Source organism: Micromonospora sp. NBC_00389 (assembly GCF_036059255.1).
Classification (GTDB): Bacteria; Actinomycetota; Actinomycetes; order Mycobacteriales; family Micromonosporaceae; genus Micromonospora.
Genome location: NZ_CP107947.1, coordinates 3,480,071 through 3,496,330, shown reverse-complemented (window position 1 = coordinate 3,496,330; position 16,260 = coordinate 3,480,071). Strand labels below are relative to the sequence as shown.

The following is a 16,260-nucleotide window of genomic DNA, read 5'->3' as shown; positions in this document are numbered from 1 at the left end:
CGTCACCTCGGCCATGACGCCGATAGCAGTCGAGGCCGCGGAGCCCACACAACGGGCGCCGGCCCGCCCCCGTTGAACGGGGTCGGGCCGGCGCGATGGTGCGAAGATCAGTGCACGCGGCGGCGGCCGTAGGCACCGGCGGCGATCGCCACGCCGATAGCGGCGAAGACGACCTGGAGGATCAGCTCGATCCAGTCGACCCCGCTGGTGTCATCGACGCCGACGGCGCCGGCGACGAGGGTGCCGAGGATCGCGGCGACCACACCGATGAGCAGGGTCAGCCAGATCGGGATGTTCTGCTTGCCCGGTACGACCAGCCGCCCGAGCGCGCCGATGATCAGACCGATGATGATGGCGGTGAAGACTTCCACGAGAGCCGTCCCTCCAGAGGATTGTCGTCGACTTCGTATTGCCCCAGGCAACTAACGGCGAAACCGGTCCGGGGCGTCAACCGACGAAAGGAACACGAACCGTGCTTCGCGCGCCCCGCCGGGCTGCCGTGGCGGCCACCACCGCGCTCGCGCTCGCCGCCTGTTCGGCAACAGAAGGGCCGACCGTTTCCCCGTCGAACTCCCCGTCGAGCCCCGTCGCCACCTCCCCCGCGGCGTCCGCTGCCAGGCCGGATTTCGCCCTCCTCGAGGCGGAGTTCGACGCTCGGCTCGGCGTCTATGCCATCGACACCGGCACCGGCCGCACCGTCGAGCATCGCGCCGACGAGCGGTTCGCCTACGCGTCGACCTTCAAGGCGCTCGCCGCTGCGGCGGTGCTGGACGCGACCTCGACCGCCGAGCTGAACCAGGTGGTCCGGTACACGAGGACCGAACTGGTGACCCACTCGCCGATCACCGAGCGGCACGTGGGGAAGGGGATGACGCTGCGCGAACTGGGTGACGCCGCCGTACGGTACGGCGACAACACCGCCGCCAACCTGCTGCTGAAGCGGCTCGGCGGCCCGGCTGGCTTCGAGCGGGCACTACGTGACCTCGGCGACCAGGTCACCGATCCTGAGCGGTTCGAGACCGACCTCAACGAGGCGACCCCCGGCGACCGGCGCGACACGAGCACTCCCCGGGCCCTTGCCACCGACCTCCGCGCGTACGTTCTCGGCGATGCGCTCTCCGCCGAAGACCGCACGGTGCTGACCACGTGGCTCAAGGGGAACACGACCGGGGACAAGCTCATCAAAGCCGGCGTCCCGGCCGCCTGGCAGGTCGGCGACAAGACCGGCTCCGGTGGGTACGGCGCCCGCAACGACATTGCCGTCGTCTGGCCCCCCGACAGCGCCCCCATCGTGCTCGCGATCCTCTCGACCCGCGACGAGAAGGACGCCGAGTACGACGACAAGCTGATCGCGCAGGCGGCGAAGGTGACGGTCGAGACCCTGCGCCGGTAGGCCGCCCGCCTACACGCCCGCCGGCGACGACTGATCGGACCTGCTCGACAGCCGGGTCACGGAGTCCTGGCGGCGGGGTAGCAGCAGCGGGCTGGCGAGGATGAGCAGTCCCGCGACGGCGATAGCCGTACGTGGGCTGGTGGCGCTGGCGAGCAGTCCGCCGAGCGCGCTGAGGATGGCGATGGCTGCGCTGCTGCTGATCGACCAGGCCGACAGGGTACGGGCGATGCGGTCGTTGGGCGTGTGTTCAAGCCGGTAGGTGGCGAGTACCGGGTTGTACAGGCTCATGCTGATGATGATCGCGAGCTCGACAGCCATCACGGTCACGAGGCCGGCGACACCGGGCTGCACGAAGGCGAGGCCGATCAGCCAGACCGCGCGCAGCGTACCGACCGTACGAAGGATTCGGTGTTGGCCGTATCGGGCCACGACGCCGCGGGCGAGGCGGGAGCCGATGAGTCCGCCGACGCAGGGGACGGCGAAGGCGAGGCCGTACTGCCAGGGTGGGAATCCGAGCTCGCGGAGCAGGAGCACGGCCAACAGCGGCTCGGTGGCCATGATCAGTCCACTGACGAGCAGCTGGTTGAGGTAGAGCGCCCGCAGGCCGGGATGGCTCAGGAGGTGTCGCCAGCCGTCGAGCAACTCGGCGGCACGTACCCGACGCTTCTCGGCTCGCTGCGGGTGTTCTTCGCGGCCGCGAATCGCCGTGATGCCCAGCGCCGAGAACAGGTAGCTGAGTGCGTCGGCCACCACGGTGGTGACCGGCCCGAGCAGGCCGATCGCCGCTCCGCCCAGCGGCGGGCCGACGGCGATGGAACTCCACGTCGTCGACTCGAACCGCGCGTTGGCCACCAGCAGGTCATCTGGCCGGACGAGGGCCTTGAGGTGCGCGCCGCTGGCCGCGCTGAAGGCGATCTTGGCTGCGGCGACCACGGCCGAGACGATCAGTAGCTGGACGAAGCTGAGCATGCCGAAGGCGTAGGCGACCGGAATCGTCAGCATGACCGCGAACCGGGCCAGGTCCATCGCGATCATCACCGGACGCTTACGGCGGAACTCCACCCACGGCCCGAGCGGCAGCGCGATCAGCGCGCCCACCGCCGGCCCCACCGCGGACAACACGGACACCTGAGCGGGGCTGGCATCCAACACCAGTACGGCGATCAGCGGGAACGCACCGAACCCCAGCGCCGAGCCGTAGGCGCTGGCCGCGTAGGCCGCCCACAGCCATCCGAACTGCCGGCCCAGGGATCGCCGTCTGACCACGCTCCGCGCCTCCCGCTTCGAACAACCGGCCGTTGATCGCTGGAGAGCAAAGCAAGGCCCGGGACGACGGGTCAAACAACTGAACCGGCGGCGAGCCACAACCTTCTGTTGTGCGATTAGGGTCTTCGCATGGATCTCGACGCCGTGCGCACCTTCGTCGCCGCTGCGGACGCCGGCCAGTTCCAGGAAACCGCCGCCGCGCTGTCGATCACCCAGCAGGCCGTCTCCAAGCGCGTCGCCGCGCTGGAGAACGACCTGAACGTACGCCTGTTCACCCGTACGGCCCGCGGGGTCCAGCTCACGATCGACGGCCAGGCGTTCCTGCCCCACGCCCGTGAACTCCTGCGGGTGGCAGAGCGCGCCGACGCGTCCGTGCGCCCTGGCCGGCGCGCCCTACGCGTCGACGTCGTCAACCGGCGGATAGCGCCGGCGGTACGTCTGCAGGACTTCTACCGTCTGCACCCCGAGATCGAGCTGGATGTCGTGACCCTGAATGCCGACGTCGACGCCGCGATCGCCGCCGTCGAGGCCGGGACGATCGACGCCAGCTTCCACGCTGTCACCACTCCCCCGCAGCATCTGCCCGGCGCGATCAAGGCCGCCCGAGTGATCGACGACCCACACCAGCTCCTCGTCGGGCCCAACCACGCGCTCGCCAACGCGCGCGCCGTCACGCCCGCTCACCTTGCCGGACATCGCATCTGGATGCCCGGCATGGCCCCCGGCACCGAATGGGCCGACTACTACGACGAACTCGCCGCCGCGTTCGGGCTCACCATCGACGTGGTCGGGCCCATCTTCGGAAACGAGGCTCTGCTGGCGGAGATCGCCGACTCCCCGGAGTTGGCGACCTTCGTCGGCGAAGGCTCGCGGTACCTGTGGCCGGACAGCTACCACCTGCGGCGGATCCCGGTGCGTGGTCCGACCCCGATCTACCCGATGTCGATGATCTGGCGTGCGGACAACCCGCATCCCGCGCTCCGCAAGCTTCGCGACTACCTCGACTCCAGACGGGCGGAGGCACCCGACGCCGAGGTCTGGACACCGACCTGGGCACGGCGGTCAGTCCCGCATCCCTGAGGATCACGAGTACATCAGGTGCAGCATCATCCCGGCGTCGGCGTGCCCCAGATTGTGGCAGTGGTTGGCCCACACTCCTGGGTTGTCGGCCCGGAACGCCACCTCCCACACGTCGCCGGGGCGTACGTCGAAGGAGTCCAGCCACAATGGGCTTCCGGCCGCCGACTTTCCGTTGCGGGACAGCACCAGGACGTGATGGCCGTGCAGATGCCACGGGTGCACGATCTGAGACCGGTTGACGATCGTGAACCTGACAACGTCACCGAGGCGGACGACCTGTGACGGGATGTCCGGATCGGCCGCGCCGTTGACGGTGTGGGCGTATCGCGGAAGCAGTCGGTGCAGGTCGAGGCCGCGGTCGAGCACGAGGGTGAACTCCCGGTCGAACCGGGACCACGGGACCGGAGAACCGACGCCGTAGGTGAGCGGATCCAGCACCGGCCACGCGGCGGTCTCCGCCGACACCGGTCCGGTCGAGTAGACCGCCCGTCCGTCGACGAACAGCGCCACCGGCGTGGCGGGGGCGGTGAACACCAGGTCGTAACGACCCCCGGCCGGGATCAGCACGGCGGTGTCCACGAGCGACGTCGGGCCCTGCAGGTCGGATCCGTCGATCGCGGCGACCCGGAACGCCGTCCCGGCCAGGGCGTACCGGTGCGTCGTGCTGTCGGTGTTGATCAGCCGCAGCCGCACGGGCACACCCGCCTCGACCGGCTCCGTTCTCGGTGCGGGCAGCGGTAGGCCCGCCAGCGTGTGCACCGGCACCGTGACGTCGACGCCGGTCATCGGCGCCGGGCGCACCACCAGGACACCGTAGAGACCCATCCGGACGCCGACGTCGGAGACCGAATGCGTGTGGTACCAGTACGTCCCGGCCTGGTCGGCGCGGAACCGGTAGACGAACTCCTGCCCGGGCAGCACCGCCGCCTGCGTCACGCCCGGCACTCCGTCCTGACTGTTCGGCACGTCGTACCCGTGCCAGTGCAGCGTGACGCCTCGCTCGATGTCCCGGTTGCGCAGCGTCACCTCCAGGACGTCGCCGACGGTGGCGGTCAGTTCCGGCCCGGGAACCTGCGCGTTGAACGCCCACGCCGCGACGTCCCGGCCGCTCACGCTCACCGTGGTGGTCCCGGCCGTCAGGGCGAACCGCCTGGTGGGTTCGTCGGCGGTCCGCGCATCCCGATATCCGTGATCATGGGGTACGCCGGGAGCGGCGGCCGGGGCGGCGGCCAACCCGGTTCCGGTCACCAGCGCCGCGACCGCCACCACGAGGGCTGCCCGGGACACCAAACGGGACGGGCGCGCGCCGAGGGCGCGCCAGGAGACCGCGGTCGCCGCGACAACCCCGGCGACCGCTAGCAGTCCCGTGCCCGCCGACGCCGGATAGCCGTGCAGGAGCGTCACGAGCAGTGCGCTGCTCGAGGCGTACCCGGCGAAGAGAAGCGGGACCGCGACGGACCGGATGTCGCCCGGCAGCCTCAGCAGCCGCGGCCCGACGACGGCCACCGCCGCGAGCGACAGTGGGGCGGCGATGAGGACCTTCTCCGCCGCGAACCACCAGCCGGCGCGGGCGAGCGCGGTGATCGTGATCGCCCGGGCGAGCGTGGCGAGCAGCGCGAAGGCGGCCAGTCCCAGCGCGAGCGGGCGGCGCCGGGCGGCCGACGCGGCGCCGCCGCCCAGCCATCCGGCGGCCGCGAGGACCGCGATCACGAGGTCGGCCGCGAGCAGTGAGCCGGTGGTCATGCCGGCTCTGCTTCCCGGACGGTCACGGGGGTGGCGTCGACCGGCGCCGGGCTGGCCAGCTGTCGCGCCGCCCGGACCACGCCGACCACGACGTGCACCGCCACGATTCCGTTGACCGCGTGCAGCCCGGCGATGGTCAGGCCGAGTGGGGTGCTGGCGCCCGCCGCGTCGGTGGACGCGTTCGCGAGCATGGCGATGAGCGCCTGCACGACGACGAGGCCGATCGGCAGGATCGCCAGTCCGACGAGCCGGCCCGGCGCCTTCGCCAGCGCGGCGAACAGGGCAGTGAGCAGGGAGAGAACGGGGATGACCGCCATGCCGTTGACGCTGTGCAGGACATAGGCGCCGTCGCCCGCGGGTTTCGTGAACCCGCCCACGGCGGCGAAGACGAACTGCAGGACGAACGAGACGAGCAACAGAATGCTGGTGATGACGAATGCCTTGCGCATGGTGACCTCCTAGAGGTGTGCCGAGGCCAGGGCCTGGGCGACGTGATCGGTGGCCGTGATCGCCCCGTACGCGACAAGCCGCACGAGATCGGCGTCGGCCGGATGGGAGAGCCGCCAGAGGGCGACGTCGCCCACGCTGATGGCGCTGGGAGCGAACGCCGCCAGCAACGCGATCCGCGTCCCGACGCGGTCCGTGCCGGGCACGTCCCGGACCAGGTCGACGGCCCAGTCCGAGGGCCGGGCCGGGTACCGCCCGTCCTCCCAGCGCACGGTGGCCGTGACGGTCTGGCGCGCCACGTCGCCCAGGAGGTCCCCGCACTGGGTGGCGGCGTTCCGCAGCGCCACGTACGCGACACCGACCGGGCTGTCCCCCGCCCAGGCCGGTGGCGCCGTCGTGTCGGCGTCGACGAGCGAGAGGCCGCGGCCGGGCTCCTTCGGCCCCCGGGCCGTCTTGGCGTAGAGCCGACCTCCGACCGACCGCACCAGCGGGGAGCGTTGCAGGCCGCCGGGCAGCAGATCCGGGTCGAGCAGCGCCGAGACGATCCGGTTGATGAAGTGGAAGGCGAGCAGGGTGCCGGTGACCTCGGGGCCGTACGGGCTGGTCCAGCCGGCGGCCTTCGGGCTGCGGCTTGCCTCCGCCCAGCGGGCGAGGTCGGCGTGCCTCGGCTCGGGTGGCGTGCCGCCCTGGGCAATGACCTCGCCCAGCGCGTGCTCGCCCAGTGCGTGCAGCAGCATCACGTGGGCGTCGACGCAGAACCGGCAGCGGTTGGCGCGGGACACCGTCGACGCGACGAGCTCGCGGTCGACCCGGGACGCGTCCCCGGCGAGCAGGGCCTCGCGCATCAGCGCCCAGGTGGCGGCCAGCACCTCCGGTACGGGCGAGAGCGCCTGGAAGGTGGGCACCGGCCCGATGAAGTCGTCCCACAGCTGCCGGTAGACCTCCGCGGTGAGACCGGTCGCCGCCTTCGCGGGGTTGGGGGTGAAGAAGCGGTATGTCATGAGCTCGATGCTTGCCTCGACGGGCCGGGAATACGTCGTGCCGCCGCAGACACTTGCCCGGCCGCCGATACCGCGTCCGCAGTACGCCTCATCTACTGCGGGCGCGGGATGCTCCGCTGACGACGGCCGTTCTACAGTTCGACCATGCGCCGCGACCTGCCGTACGCCCTCAGCGGCCTCGCCCTCGGCGGCCTCCTGCTCGGCAACGCCGCGCTCGCACCGGACGCCGCAACGGTCGGGGCTGTCGACGTCCTCCTGGTCCTGGCCATGGCGGCGGCCCTGGCGGTGTGCCGGCGGTACCCGGTCGTGGCGTTGAGCGTGGTGACCGTCGCCATGCTGACCCTCCACGTCCGGGTGCACTCCGGGGTGTCCGCCGCGTTCCCCGTCCTCGGCGCGGTCTACGTCGCCGCCTGGCGGGGGCACCGATCGGCCGCCGCCCTGGCCAGCGTCGTCTTCCTCGGTGGCTTCCTGGCCCGCGACATCTCGGTCGCGCCCGCCGGCCAACCCGGCCAGCTGATCGCCGAGCGGACCGCCCTGCTGCTGGGCTGGTTTGTGGCGGCCAACGTCGCCGGGTTCGTCGCGCGGCAGCGCCGGGCGTACCTGGAACAGGTCGAGCAGCGGGCGATCGAGGCCGAACGCACCCGCGAGGAGATGGCGTTGCGCCGCGCCGGGGAGGAGCGCCTGCGCATCGCCCGCGATCTGCACGACTCGCTGACCCACAACATCTCCGTGATCAAGGTGCAGACCGGGATCGCCGTGCACCTGGCCCGCAAGCACGGCGAGGAGCCCTCGGCCACGCTGCTGGCGATCCAGGAGGCCAGCAGCGCCGCGATGCGGGAACTGCGAGCCACGCTGGGCGTTCTGCGCTCACCCTCCGACGAGGACCGCGTCGGGCTGACCTGGGTGGGCGAGCTCGCCGAACGGACCCGGGCCGCTGGCGTACCGGTGCAGGTGACCGTCACGGGTCAACCCCGGGACCTGCCCGCCGAGGTCGACCAGGCCGGATATCGCGTCGTCCAGGAGGCCCTGACCAACGTGGCCCGCCACGCCGGCCCCGCCACCGCCCAGGTCCACGTCGAGTACGCCCCGGCGCAGCTGACCGTCTCGGTGACCGACGACGGCCAGGCGTCGCCGGTCCGGCCGGTGACACCGGGTGTGGGCCTGCGCGGCATGCGGGAACGGGTAACCGGAGTGGGCGGCACACTGCGAGCCGCCGCCCACGACGACCGCGGGTTCACGGTACGGGCCACGTTCCCGCTGGACGGTCAGGCATGACCGAGCGCTTGCGCGAGGTCCAACCAGCTCAGTCAGCCACGGATCGTGGCGGCTCCGACCGGAGGGAGGAGCCGGCATGATCAGGGTCCTGCTCGCCGACGACCAGGCTCTGATGCGGGCCGGATTCCGGGCATTGCTCGACGCCGAGGACGACCTGGAGGTCGTCGGCGAGGCCACCGACGGCACGTCGGCCGTCCAGTTGTCGCGACGCCTGCGCCCGGACGTCGTGCTCATGGACGTGCAGATGCCGGGACTCGACGGCATCGAAGCCACCCGGCGCATCGCCGCTGATCCCGACCTCGCCGCGATCCGCGTCCTCATCCTCACCAACTACGGGCTCGACTCCTACGTCTTCGCCGCACTCCGCGCGGGCGCCAGCGGTTTCCTCCTCAAGGACGCCGACCCCGCCGACCTGCTGCAGGCCGTCGCTGTCGTGGCTCGCGGCGACGCGCTGCTCGCCCCGGCCGTCACACGTACGCTCATCAGCGAGTTCGTGGCCGGCCCACCGCCGGCCGAGCCAGCCGCCGGACGCGACGTGCTGACCGCCCGCGAACAGGAGATCGTCGAGCTCGTCGCCCGAGGGCTGAGTAACGACGAGATCGCCTTGCGCATGGTGATCAGTCCGTTGACCGCCAAGACGCACGTCAACCGGGCCATGATGAAGCTGCACTGCCGCGACCGTGCCCAGCTGGTCGTGTGGGCGTACGAGTCGGGACTGATCACGCCGCGTCGCCGGTGACACCGCGTCGTCCTGCGTAGAGGTCGCTCTGCCACCCCGTCACCGGACGAGGAAGGTCCGACGCACTAGCATTGCCGCGGTCTGGGACGGCTTGGCTGAAACGAGGCGAAATGCGTTGGCTCCGGCGGTTGCTGGGCGGCGGGCGGGTCCAGCTCGATGCGGGGCGGCAGGAGGCGCTGCTACGGGACGTCCAGTATCGGTACGGCGCCGGCGCGCAGATCCGGTTCTCCGAGCAGGTCGAGGCCGTCACCGGAATGCTGAACAGCGACGACGGCTTGGTGGTGGCAGCCCGGATCGTGAGCCAGGTCGCCGACGAGGCCCACGCGGACCTGAAGACCCAGGCCCAGGAAATACACCGACGGACGGGCCGGCGGCTCCTGGTGCACCGCCGGAACTACCGGCCGCTGTGGATGGAGGCCGGCCCGGCCCTGCGGTGGCCACTGTTCGCGTTGCCGTGCGGCTTCCACCCGTACGCGCAGGTGGCTGCCGCCGTCGCGGTAGTCGGCAGCCAGGCGCCCCGGCTCGACCGGGTGACCGACCCGAACCCGCTCCTGACCCACATGTTCGAGGTGCTCGACCTCACCACCGCCGGCTGGGAGTACGGCCGGGTGCGGGTAGACACCGACGCCGCCGCCCTGGCCGATCGACTGATCTCCAGCGCCGCGAAGGTCCTGGCGGCCATAGATGACCCGCCCCGGCTGCCACCTCCGGTCCGTGAGCTGATGCGCCGGAACAACACCCTCGCCGTGCACGATCCGACCGGCCCTCGGGCGGTAGCTGGGATCAATCTGGGCGCGAGGATGCGGGAACGTCTGCTGGCCTGACCTCCGGGCCTACGAAGAGGTCCTCGTTGCTGATGACGAGGCAGTCGAACATCTCGTTGAGGACAGCTCGCTGATGTTCGGTCAACGGGTTCGCGAAGACCGCGACGCCGACTCCGGACGCCTGGCACGCGTCGGCGACTTCGCGTGCCTTACCCGGGCTGAGCAACGTCCGTCGCGAGAAGGGAGTGGTCATCTTGTCCACACCGCCGCGAGAGACGCCCCGCCGCTGGACGTGCCGACTCACCACCCGACCACCGTGTGCTTCCACTGCGGTCGCCAGAAGATCGAGCTTGGCACCGAACTCGTTGTCCTGCGCCGAAAACAGGCCCACGAGCGCCACGTCGGCGCCGGCCAGCACCCGGTTCGGGGGCCCAGCCCGGTGTCGGCTCACAGGGCAAGGATGCCAGACATCGCCCTACAGCGGCCGCGGGGCTGTGGCGGCCAACCCTGGCGCCGATGAACGATCTGGTACCGGGCCTGCCCTGGTGGGCCTTCCTGGCTGTGCTGATGCTCGTCGTCCCCCTGCTCGCCCCGCTCTACTGGGGCGAGGAGTTCGGCTGGACCAGCTACCTGCGGCTGCGGATCCTTCCCGGACGACCACTGGCCGCCACCCTGGCCACGGGCCTGATCTGGGCGATCTGGCACTACCCGCTGCCCTTCCTCGGGTACACCGAGTTCAGCAACGTGGCCCTGGGCCTGCTGGTCTGGACGGTGTCATTCATGTGCCAAGAGATCATTCTTTCCTGGCTGCGGCTGCGCAGCGGCAGCATCTGGACCACCACCGTCGCCCATGCCGGGAACAACATGACCCTGTCGCTGCTGACCGGCACGCTGCTGGGTGAAGGGTCCGATGCCACTGCGACCACGATGGTGATGACGGCGCCGATGGCCGTGGTGGCCGGCTGGGTTCTGCTCAGCGGGCGGTACCAGGCCGCGTCACAACACCGGACCCACCAGCTCGTCAGCGCCTCGCCCGACCACCACCGCGACCCGCGTACCAAAGCGAGCTCGACCAGTCCGAAGTGAGCCCACATCTGGAGAACAAGCAACCATCAACCGCACCCCGCCCGCTCATGGACAAGGTCCATGAGCGGGCCGGCGCTCGCAATGTAAGTCGCAAGGGCCGGATTTGGCCCACACAACGCGGCCGAACACGGTCGTGGCCACGCACCGTACGGCCGGCCTTCCCAAGCGGCGTCACCTCCAGAGGCAGGGCCTTCCGGCCCGGCGCCGGAAGGCTGTCACCTGCCCGCGTCCACGAAAGCGGGTTCGGGGTCGGCCTCGCCCGCCGACGGCTGGCGCTCGTGGTGCTTGAACAGCTTGCTGGGCCACCACATCCATCGACCCACGTCCAGAGTCAGCGCGGTGACCAGTACCGAGCGGACGATCATGGTGTCGAGCAGCACGCCGAACGCCACCGCGAACCCCAGCTGCGCCGCGAACACCAACGGCAGCGATCCCAGCGCCGCGAAGGTACCGGCCAGTACCAGTCCGGCCGAAGTGATCACGCCGCCGGTCGCGGACAGCCCGGTCCGCGCGCCGCGCCGGGTGCCGTGCAGCAGTGCCTCTTCCCGTACCCGGGTGACCAGGAAGATGTTGTAGTCGATGCCCAGGGCGACCAGGAACACGAACACCAGGAGCGGGAAGTTCGCGTCCGCCCCGGCGAAGTCGAACACGTGGTTGAACATCAGAGCGCTCACGCCGAGGGCCGCACCGAACGACAGCACCACCGTCGCCACGAGCAGCAGCGGTGCGACGATCGCCCGTAGTAGCAGCGCGAGGATGAGGAAGACCACGATCAGTACGACGGGGATGATCACCTTGGAGTCGCGGGCGGCCGACTGTTGTGTATCGAGTGCGATCGCCGTGCTGCCGCCGAGCCGGGCATCCGCACCCTCGATCTTGTGGACCGCGGTTCTGGCCTGCTCGACGGTGCGCATCGCGGCCTTGCTGCCGGGAGCGTCCTTGAGCGTCCCGAGAACGAAGACCTCACCATCCTTGATCATCGGTGCCGCGACGTCGGCGACCCCTGGGACGCCTGACAGCACGCTCTTGACCTGCTCCGCCGAGGCAGCCTTGGCCACGACGTAAATGGGGTCACCCGACCCGGCCGGGAAGTGCCTGGCCTGGATCTCCTCGCCGACGACCGCCTGCGGCTCGTTGGTGAACTGGCCCTTGCTCGGGATCCCATCGGCCTTGAGCCCCGTCACCCCGATCGCCATGACGCCGAGGACGAGCGCGGTGCCGACCCACACGATCCGCGGCCGACCGGAGATGGCGGTGCCGACCCGCGTCCAGATGCTGTCCTTGGGTGTCCCGACCGAGCCGTACGACGGCTTCACCGGCCAGAAGATCCAGCGGCCGCAGATGACCAACAGGGCCGGCATCAGGGTGACCATGGCGAGCAGCCCGACGAGGATACCGACGGCACAGGCCGGGCCGAGCCCTTTTGTGGAGTTCAGAGTGGCCAGCAGCAGCACCAGCAGGCTGACAGCGACGGTCGCGGCGCTGGCGATGATCGCGGGACTGGAGCGGTACAGGGCCTCCGCCATCGCCTCGTGCCGGTCCTCGTACCGCCTCAACTCCTCCCGGTACCGCGAGATGAGCAGTAGCGCGTAGTCGGTGGCGGCACCGAACACCAGTACGGTCAAAATGAGGCTGGTCTGCGTGTTGACGGTGAGCCCGGCGCTTTTCGCCAGCAGGTAGATCACCGCTTCCGCCGCGACCAGGGCGCCGCCCGCAGTCAGCAGCGGCAGCAGTGGCAGCAACGGGCTGCGGTAGGTGAACAACAGGATGACGACCACCACCAACGCGGTGATCGCCCCCAGGGCGCCTCCTCCGCTGAAGGCCGTTATCGAGTCGGACGCGTAACCAGCCGGTCCGGTGACGTGGAACCCGAGACCGTTGGCGTTCTGTTCGCCGATCTTGGTCATCGCGTCGACGACCTTGTGAGCCCCGTCCCAGCCCTCGTTACCGTCGTCAACCTGGACCACGATCTGGATGGCCTTGCCATTCTGGGCCCTCAATGGCCCCTGTGGCTGCCCCACGATCTTTTCGATGCCCTTGAAGGCGTCGGCGTCGGCTTGGGCCTTGGCCATGTCGGCAGGGGTGACGCCCTCGGGCCGGTCGTAGATCACGATCGCGGGCAGGGTATCGGCGGGCTGGAACTTCTTGGCCTGGTCGATGACCTTGGTCGCCTCCGCGTTGCTCGGCAGCCAGGCCGAATTATCGTTCTTCTCAACGTCGCCCAGGTTGCCGGCCAGCATGAAGGCCGGCACCATCAGGGCGACCCAGATGGCCACGATGGCCCATTTCGCAATCCTGCCACTGGGCAAGGTCATCACTTTTCGCAACATGGGGATTCCTTAGTGTTCAGTCGACGTGGAAAAGCTTGTCGGGATTGATGACGGCGCAGATTCCGCACCCCTGGCTGTCGCCCGAAATGAGGTCGAGTACGACGACGGCGAAGGAAAGTCACCGTCGAACAGCAGCGCCGATGAGTCGCCGCTGGCGCTGCGGTAGACGACATTGAGAGCCTTGCCGAAGCCGGGCGACACCAGCGAGCAGGCGGGCAACTTTGTCCCCGTCCTGGATCGGCGGCAGGCCCTCCGTTACTTGAGCCTTGCCTCCACGAAACCGCCGCCGACCTCCACGTCGCTCAGCCTTCGCAGGGCATACGCGATGGTGACCCAATGCGCTGCGGATTGTCGGCTCCTTACCGGCTGATCTGCCGCGGAACCGTCATCGCGACGAGTTTGTCCGGGTTGCGGATGGCGTAGAAGTTGGTGATCTTCCCGTCGATGATCTCGATCAGGAGGACGCCTTCGGGGCGGTCACCGATGTGGGCGACCATCGCGGGCCCGTTGTTGCAGTTGGCCATCTGGATTCGCATGCCCGGCCTCTGCAGGCCTGTGCGGAGGAGGTCCATGAGGACGGCCGCCACCTTCCGCGCGCCCACCACCGGCCGGCGTGCCGCGGTGGCCTTGCCGCCACTGTCGGCGGTCCAGGTGACGTTCGGCGCGAGCAGGGAGAGCAGCCCTGCCATGTCACCGGTGGCCGCCGCGGTCATGAACTGCTCGGTGATCTGCGCCGTCTTCGCGGCGTCGACGGGCTGGAATCGCCTGCGTCGCGCCTGCACGTGCTCGCGGGCGCGGTGCGCCACCTGGTGCACCGTCGCCACGGATTTGCCTACTGCTGCGGCGATTTCGTCGTAGCCGAAACCGAACACCTCGCGCAGCACGAACACCGCACGCTCATCGGGGGTGAGTGTTTCGAGCAGTACCAGCATCGCCATCGACACCGACTCGGCGAGCACCACGTCGGCCGACGGGTCGTTCTCGTCGAGCAACAGCGGTTCCGGCAGCCACGGGCCGACGTAGTCCTCGCGACGGCGCGCGCTCGCCCGCAACGCGTTGAGCGTCTGACGGGTCACCAGCCGCGCCAGGTACGACCTGGTGTCCCGCACCGTCGCGAGGTCCACCTCGGCCCACCGCAGATAGCTGTCCTGCAGCACGTCGTCGGATTCGGTGGCCGAGCCGAGTATTTCGTAGACGATCGTGAACAGCAGCGGCCGCAACAGGGTGAATCGCTCGGCATGCTCGTCGGTGGTCACGGGGACGTGACCACCCGCGCGGCGGAGGCCGACTGCTCCAGCCGCCGACCGCCCTTGACCCAGCCCGTGGAACCCGGCTTGCGGGCCTCGCGACGGATCCTCGACACCGCGACCTTGCAGGTCAGCTCCTTGATCGCGGCACCCAGCCGGCCGCCGATGTAGATGTTCACCACAGTGTCGTCCTTGCGGGCGAGCTGCCGCATGGCGGCGTGCCGGCCGAGGCTGACGCACGACCCCGTGAGGGCCTGGTTGATCACCGCCGGTTCGATCCCCGCGATGCGGCTCAGCACGGTGTTGGCGGCCTGGGCCCCCAGCGGCCCGGCGGCCTGGCAGCTCATTCGCAGCGGCTGGCCCGACGGTGCCGCGGCGTCGCCGGCGGCGACCACCCGGTCGTCGTCGACACTGGTCAACGTCTCGTCGGTGAGCAGCCGGCCGAGCGTGTCGGTACGCAGCCCGCTCGCGGCCGCCAGCTCCGGCACGCCGAAACCGGTCGCCCATATGGTCAGTGCGCTCGAACGCACCGTACCGTCGGCAAAGACGATCGCATCCGGGCGAACCGCGATCACCACGTCAGCTTCGCGCACGGTGACACCGTGCCGGGACAGCCACTTGGCGGCGTACCGGCGACCCGGCGAACTCCATGACGACACCAGGGTTCCGCCACAGACCAGGGCGACCGTACGTCCTTGCTCCGCCAACTCGGCGGCCGTCTCGATGCCGGTCAGTCCGCCACCGACCACGGTGACCGGAGCATCGACGGGCAACTCCTCCAGCCTGGCGTGCAGCCGCCGCGCAGCCTCGAACTCTGCGATGGGGAATGCGAATTCGGCCGCGCCAGGCACCGATGACGGTATCGCTGCGGTGCTGCCGACCGCGTAAATGACATAGTCGTAGTCCAGCGCGCGGCCCGACGCCAACTGCACTGCGCGGGCGGTGGTGTCGATGCGCGTGACGCTGTCGACAACCAACTGGACACCCTCGCCGAGCAGTTTGGCGTAGTCGACCGTGGCGTCGCCGGTGCCGGCCACGAACTGGTGCAGCCGCACTCGTTCGACGAAGTTCGGCCGGGGATTGACCAAAGCGATGTCGACGTCGGCACGCATCCGCAAATGGTTGGCCGCGAGCGTTCCGGCATAACCACCGCCGATCACGACAATCTTGTGGCGTGTGATGTGCTCAGTCATGCCCCCAAGACACCACGGAACGTCGAAACATGACACGACGTGATGCGAATCACTCCACTTAGTAACGCGAGAACAGGCGGTGGGGCGGCCTGCGGCAACCTGCCGGATGCCGACCCCCCAGGCCCCCACGCTTGCCGGCACCACAAGTCCGCTCAGCGCGGAAGGACGAGACCCACCTGCGGAAAGTGGCGCCACGGCGGTTGACCACCTCGCTGGTCTGCGCCCAAGCCGTCACCCGTCTCGTGTGATACCGACCCGAGTGCCTCCGGGTGGCGTCGACGCTGGACGATCGCTGACCGGAGCTCTGTCAGGATCAGTACATGGCGAACGTCTGGTCCGGTGTCACGATCGATTGCGTTGACCCAGAGCGGGTAGCCCGGTTCTGGAGCGGCCTGCTCGGTCGCGATCCTGGGCCGTCGCAGGAGGGTTGGGTCTACCTCGGCGAACGAAGTGACCCTCAGCCGCGGCTGGTGTTCCAGCCAGTGCCGGAGCCTCGAACAGGCAAGGTGCGGATTCACCTCGACGTCTCCGTCGACGATATCGCCGAGGCGATGGCGCTGGTCATCGGTCTTGGTGGCCGGTTCACCGGTGAACGGCACGACTATGACGAGGGTGTGGTCGTGGTCATGGCCGACCCGGAGGACCACGAGTTCTGCCTCGCTCAGTACTACAGCTGACGGTGGCCGGCAGATCGAC

At 69.8% G+C, this 16,260-nt stretch carries 17 protein-coding genes; 8 read left to right on the top strand and 9 right to left on the bottom strand.

Annotated elements, in window-relative coordinates; all coding sequences use genetic code 11:
* Positions 1-107: 107 nt before the first annotated feature.
* Positions 108-371 (bottom strand): GlsB/YeaQ/YmgE family stress response membrane protein, encoded by a 264-nt coding sequence (locus OG470_RS16670; RefSeq protein ID WP_328425295.1) that lies wholly within the window; start codon positions 369-371, stop codon positions 108-110.
* A 101-nt stretch (positions 372-472) separates the two neighbouring features.
* On the opposite strand from OG470_RS16670, the gene bla reads away from it, so the two are divergent.
* A complete protein-coding gene (bla, locus tag OG470_RS16665; protein ID WP_328425293.1) occupies positions 473-1,393 on the top strand; it encodes a class A beta-lactamase in 921 nt (306 codons plus the stop codon).
* Positions 1,394-1,402: 9 nt separating this feature from the next.
* Here bla and OG470_RS16660 read toward each other — a convergent pair whose 3' ends face one another.
* Positions 1,403-2,659: an MFS transporter gene (locus OG470_RS16660; RefSeq protein WP_328425291.1), complete on the bottom strand. Its 1,257-nt coding sequence runs from the start codon at positions 2,657-2,659 to the stop codon at positions 1,403-1,405.
* A gap of 129 nt (positions 2,660-2,788) precedes the next feature.
* Here OG470_RS16660 and OG470_RS16655 point away from each other — a divergent pair, with 129 nt between their 5' ends.
* Complete coding sequence (locus OG470_RS16655) at positions 2,789-3,739, top strand: LysR family transcriptional regulator (RefSeq protein WP_328425289.1); 951 nt, start codon at positions 2,789-2,791, stop codon at positions 3,737-3,739.
* A gap of 3 nt (positions 3,740-3,742) precedes the next feature.
* On the opposite strand, the gene OG470_RS16650 is transcribed toward OG470_RS16655, so the two are convergent.
* Genes OG470_RS16650 through OG470_RS16640 form a run of 3 tightly spaced genes read right to left on the bottom strand, consistent with a single transcriptional unit; the run spans position 3,743 to position 6,930 of the window.
* Complete coding sequence (locus OG470_RS16650; protein ID WP_328425287.1) at positions 3,743-5,482, bottom strand: multicopper oxidase family protein; 1,740 nt, start codon at positions 5,480-5,482, stop codon at positions 3,743-3,745.
* The gene (locus OG470_RS16645; RefSeq protein WP_328425285.1) at positions 5,479-5,931 is read right to left on the bottom strand and encodes a DUF6220 domain-containing protein; all 453 of its coding nucleotides are present in this window, start codon (positions 5,929-5,931) and stop codon (positions 5,479-5,481) included. The genes OG470_RS16650 and OG470_RS16645 overlap by 4 nt, the downstream gene beginning before the upstream one ends.
* Before the next feature lie 9 nt (positions 5,932-5,940).
* On the bottom strand, positions 5,941-6,930 hold the full coding sequence (locus OG470_RS16640; RefSeq protein WP_328425283.1) for a carboxymuconolactone decarboxylase family protein: 990 nt from the start codon (positions 6,928-6,930) through the stop codon (positions 5,941-5,943).
* A gap of 144 nt (positions 6,931-7,074) precedes the next feature.
* Between OG470_RS16640 and OG470_RS16635 the strand changes: the two genes are divergently transcribed.
* From OG470_RS16635 to OG470_RS16625, 3 genes are all read left to right on the top strand, one after another.
* Positions 7,075-8,205: a sensor histidine kinase gene (locus OG470_RS16635; RefSeq protein ID WP_328425281.1), complete on the top strand. Its 1,131-nt coding sequence runs from the start codon at positions 7,075-7,077 to the stop codon at positions 8,203-8,205.
* Positions 8,206-8,281: 76 nt separating this feature from the next.
* On the top strand, positions 8,282-8,944 hold the full coding sequence (locus OG470_RS16630) for a response regulator transcription factor (RefSeq protein ID WP_328425279.1): 663 nt from the start codon (positions 8,282-8,284) through the stop codon (positions 8,942-8,944).
* Between the two features lie 110 nt (positions 8,945-9,054).
* Positions 9,055-9,768, top strand: a complete 714-nt coding sequence (locus OG470_RS16625) for a hypothetical protein (protein ID WP_328425277.1) — start codon at positions 9,055-9,057, stop codon at positions 9,766-9,768.
* Here the strand turns inward: OG470_RS16625 and OG470_RS16620 are convergent.
* Complete coding sequence (locus OG470_RS16620) at positions 9,728-10,126, bottom strand: hypothetical protein (protein WP_328425275.1); 399 nt, start codon at positions 10,124-10,126, stop codon at positions 9,728-9,730. The two genes, OG470_RS16625 and OG470_RS16620, sit on opposite strands and share 41 nt — an antisense overlap.
* A gap of 98 nt (positions 10,127-10,224) precedes the next feature.
* Between OG470_RS16620 and OG470_RS16615 the strand changes: the two genes are divergently transcribed.
* Entirely contained in the window at positions 10,225-10,794 is a 570-nt protein-coding gene (locus tag OG470_RS16615) for a CPBP family intramembrane glutamic endopeptidase (protein ID WP_328425273.1), read from the top strand.
* 215 nt (positions 10,795-11,009) lie between these two features.
* On the opposite strand, the gene OG470_RS16610 is transcribed toward OG470_RS16615, so the two are convergent.
* Complete coding sequence (locus OG470_RS16610) at positions 11,010-13,124, bottom strand: MMPL family transporter (protein ID WP_328425271.1); 2,115 nt, start codon at positions 13,122-13,124, stop codon at positions 11,010-11,012.
* Between the two features lie 25 nt (positions 13,125-13,149).
* On the opposite strand from OG470_RS16610, the gene OG470_RS16605 reads away from it, so the two are divergent.
* The gene (locus OG470_RS16605; RefSeq protein WP_328425269.1) at positions 13,150-13,290 is read left to right on the top strand and encodes a hypothetical protein; all 141 of its coding nucleotides are present in this window, start codon (positions 13,150-13,152) and stop codon (positions 13,288-13,290) included.
* Between the two features lie 193 nt (positions 13,291-13,483).
* Here OG470_RS16605 and OG470_RS16600 read toward each other — a convergent pair whose 3' ends face one another.
* Positions 13,484-14,380, bottom strand: a complete 897-nt coding sequence (locus tag OG470_RS16600) for an RNA polymerase sigma-70 factor (RefSeq protein ID WP_328425267.1) — start codon at positions 14,378-14,380, stop codon at positions 13,484-13,486.
* On the bottom strand, positions 14,377-15,705 hold the full coding sequence (locus OG470_RS16595; protein WP_328425265.1) for an NAD(P)/FAD-dependent oxidoreductase: 1,329 nt from the start codon (positions 15,703-15,705) through the stop codon (positions 14,377-14,379). The genes OG470_RS16600 and OG470_RS16595 overlap by 4 nt, the downstream gene beginning before the upstream one ends.
* A 179-nt stretch (positions 15,706-15,884) precedes the next feature.
* On the opposite strand from OG470_RS16595, the gene OG470_RS16590 reads away from it, so the two are divergent.
* Positions 15,885-16,241 (top strand): VOC family protein, encoded by a 357-nt coding sequence (locus tag OG470_RS16590; protein ID WP_328425263.1) that lies wholly within the window; start codon positions 15,885-15,887, stop codon positions 16,239-16,241.
* The last annotated feature ends 19 nt before the right edge of the window (positions 16,242-16,260 follow it).